The 3,642-nt window shown below is 46.7% G+C and carries 4 protein-coding genes; all 4 read right to left on the minus strand.

The features are described from left to right. A partial coding sequence (locus AC1DSE_RS32500) for a hypothetical protein (protein WP_477528857.1) occupies window positions 1-244 on the minus strand: 244 nt, incomplete at its 3' end. Window positions 245-250: 6 nt separating this feature from the next. Further along, complete coding sequence (locus AC1DSE_RS32505) at window positions 251-1,357, minus strand: M23 family metallopeptidase (RefSeq protein ID WP_441883464.1); 1,107 nt, start codon at window positions 1,355-1,357, stop codon at window positions 251-253. A gap of 8 nt (window positions 1,358-1,365) precedes the next feature. Beyond that, window positions 1,366-3,117 (minus strand): helicase HerA domain-containing protein, encoded by a 1,752-nt coding sequence (locus tag AC1DSE_RS32510; protein WP_477528858.1) that lies wholly within the window; start codon window positions 3,115-3,117, stop codon window positions 1,366-1,368. 73 nt (window positions 3,118-3,190) lie between these two features. Next, a partial coding sequence (locus AC1DSE_RS32515; protein WP_477528859.1) for a hypothetical protein occupies window positions 3,191-3,642 on the minus strand: 452 nt, incomplete at its 5' end.

The following is a 3,642-nucleotide window of genomic DNA, read 5'->3' on the forward strand; positions in this document are numbered from 1 at the left end:
GCATCATCTGTTGTATAAAACTACGTACCCGTTCGCTTGTCCGATAAGCATTTTCTTGAATTAATGGCCACCATTCCGACGCCTCATGACTTGCAAAATCAAAAACATCATTTAAGTTCTTTACGACCATAAAAATCAAAAATAAACCGATTATGGTCCAAATCCATTTCGGTATGACAAAATTGTTCCCCTGCCGGTGTAGGAACCACAGTACCAGACCAATAAGGATTACAAGGGTGGACATAATAAATCACTCCTTCAAATTGAGCAGCACACTATAAAATTTGGTGACACCAATCCACCAGCCTGCATGCTCTGCGTAATAGCCTCGTGGGTTGTCCTTCGCGCTAAGCCATTCAATCGCATTACGATTGCTTGGCCGATCCTGCGAAAGCTTTACAATCGTCTTTGCAGCGATCAACGCAGATTGCTCTGTGGTGAGTGTCGCGCCTTTGCCGCTACACCAGCATCCAAATACATTCCAAGGGTTTTTAACGATCAGTTCTGCATGTTTTTTGGTGATCGGAACAAAGGATTGTTCTTGCCCTGTGATCGCAAGTAAAAGCATAGGATCGACGTTTTGCGCCTTTCCTGCCTGATCGATGGCACTTAAAATCGAGCGGTCAGCAAGCGCTGATTTTTTGCTCACTAAGAAGCGATTAGCCAGTGCAATATCGAGCGGACGATAAGACAATTCGCTTGATACTTGAATGACCGGCTGCACATAATCAAGTGGATTAGCTCGTTTATTATTGACACGCACTTCAAAGTGTAAATGAGGACCCGTCGAGCGCCCCACTTTACCTGCACCGATCCTGCCGATTCGCTGCCCTTTGTTTACGACGCTCCCTGGCTCTACATCCATTCGCGTATCCAAGTGTCCATAGATGCTCACCAGCCCCCCACCGTGATCAATATAGATCGCTTGTCCGAATGTACCCAGCGTTCCCGCAATGGTTACTGTGCCGGAAGCGATCGCATAGATCGGCTGCAGCTCTGTGTTCGCAGCACCATCAGCAATATCAATGCCGCCATGCGCTTCTGCGCCTTCGCCAATATCTCGTATACCAAAATACGACGTAATGCGCGTAATCGATGGCACCGGCCATTGATAATTGCTGCCGTCGGCATCGAGCTGGATCGGTCCCCAAGAACTTCCTAACGCTCCTTGGTTATTCAAACTCCCCTCCTCAGCAAATAAGAGAAAGGGGAGAACGGTGAGCAGCATAATAAGAACAATCAGAACAGCTAAAATTATAAGGACGACTGAAGCCGGTGTACCTAGCAGAAGAATTAACTTATAGATAGCACGGGCTTTCTTTACGGTTTGTACTGTATTGGTGATGGAACCTTGCATTTTCCCACCTACCCTGCCTGTTTAAGACCACGAGTCTTGTACAAAGCGCTCTCTTCAGGAGGTACCACCATGACCAGCTCATCATATTTTTTGTGATACTCCAGGATGTATTGATTGGTATCTTCGTTTTGTGATATGCGCTCCTGAATTTCCATCGGCACATTGGAGTGCTCAGCAAGCTTTCTAATCGCTGATTGCTCCATGTAGAAATAAACGCGAACACTCGTGTTTTCCCACATGCCCTCGCCCTCTGCTGTATCGAGCATAATCGCTGGCGTATTAGATCCAAGGATCATCATGCCGTTCCACTTCCGTATCGCTGTATACCAAGCAAAAATCTCGCGCCTCATTTCTGGATTTTTCGTTTGTCGCTGACCTTCATCCACTAGCACCGCTGAAAAATAAGCGCCTTCGAATTTCAACCATTGAATATTGGAGTTTACAACGTCAATGGCCATCGACATTTTAAGTTGCGATTGTTTGGCTAGTTCATCTTTATCGTCGCTATTATCCGTTTGACCCGTTCCGACTTTAATGACGGTAAGTTTTGTCTTTTGAAAGGTGATGGACTCTTCAATTTGAAAAATGCCATCATAAATGCCAATAAAGTAAATCTTGATGGCATCGTACAAGCTTTTAGCTGCCGGATTTTCTTTCTTCGCTTCCTCGGCTATCTCCTCAAAAGCACGATGAATGGTTGGTCGCGGACCCGTATATGGCGCATCCCACGTTTCTGGCTTCTCTTTCACAATGCCAGCTTTGTCGAACACACGTTTAATCGCTTCACCTGCCTCAAAAAGCTCTGCCTTAGCTAAGCCATCTGCAAGCAGCGAGAAGGCGCGAACACCATTATCAATGGCTTTCCCTCGCCTTGAACGATTAAAGTTAATGCAATCCAAATCCAATTCAGGTAGCGCAGGCATAATCGTAAGCGGCTCATAGTAGCGGCCTTGGTCTGCCGTATGATCGATATAAACCCCGCCTACATATTCGCAAAGATCGCGCCACTCGCCGTCTAGATCGAAAACAAATACATGTATGCCTTCCTCTAGCAACGAAACAACTAAGGCTTTTAAAAAGTAGGATTTACCTTGTCCTGTTTTACCGAAAACCGTAATATTTTGTGCTCTTGGATCATCGGGATCACAAATATTAATAAAGGTAAAAGAGCCGTCTTCTGTCCGTCTGCCGAAATAAGGACCTTGCCCATCACTAGATCCACTTCTTGTCATGGGATAGGTGCGCGCAGCTGCGGTATCCGTGGTCACATGGCCATAATGCTTTTTGTTAAAGAACTCGCTATTTGGCGTGTGGGGATCAAATATAGGACTCGTCTGCCTCAGCGCCTCCTGCTGCTCAAATGGCAGATTATCCAGTTTGCAATCTAGCTCATCAAACCAGAGTTTAAGTTTTACTTCGACTGCATGGAGCTGATGGCGCTTTGGAGCTGTAATCGTAAGATAGGTATAAACGTCAAGCAGTTTGCGATTGTCCTGCTGCTTCGCATCGCGTAAGGATAAAATCGTTTCTTTCGCTTGCACTTCCGCTTTTCTAGCTGGATCGTCTTCCTGCTGCTTGGCTATCGACACGGTTAGCCGGTTTAATTTATTTTTTAGTGATAGATTCCATGTCACATCGCTGGCTGCATAACGAATCGTTTTACGCAGCGTAGCGCCTTCCTTGCCCACCAGCTCATCGAGCTTGTCCAGGTAGCCGGTGAGCAGCACCGGTGGATATCCCTTAATCATCAGTACGCGCACAAAGTGGCCACTTTTATCGTCTTTACCATCAATAACATTGACTACGGTTTCTGATTTTTCTTTTCGCCAATTTTTAACTAGCCGCTTGGTTTCCGCTAAMATGGGACTGCTCCTCCTCTACCTGGATAAAATGAACAACCGCTTTAGGATCTAAGACAAAAGGTCGGCCCTGGAAGAGCCACCGGCTTGMCTCTTGAAAATGCGGGAATGTAAGTGATACACGCTGGCCCCATTTCTCCTTAAGCAGCGTAGCCATATGACTTGTCATAGGTTCTTCACACTGGTTAAGCCATACCTCGCCATGCCAGCTCTCTGCCGCTTGCTCCCATTGCAGCCAGTGGTGATAATCACCATCTACAATCGCAACCGCTTGACCAAGCTTTAGCAGCTCTGCTCGTGAGGGGTGCGCAAAGGGAAGATCAACCAAGACCGGACCCTGTTCCGAAAGCTTGCGAAGAAGACGAATGGTTTCCTCAATGTGAGGACGCTGCTCTTCACTTGGCAGCCACAAGGTAAGCCCTGGTG

This window comes from Paenibacillus sp. 01L418, from assembly GCF_056400045.1.

What these genes read in the sequence shown, in the direction of transcription:
- AC1DSE_RS32505 (WP_441883464.1), bottom strand. Translation starts at nt 1,357, where the DNA reads ATGCAAGGTTCCATCACCAATACAGTACAAACCGTAAAGAAAGCCCGT.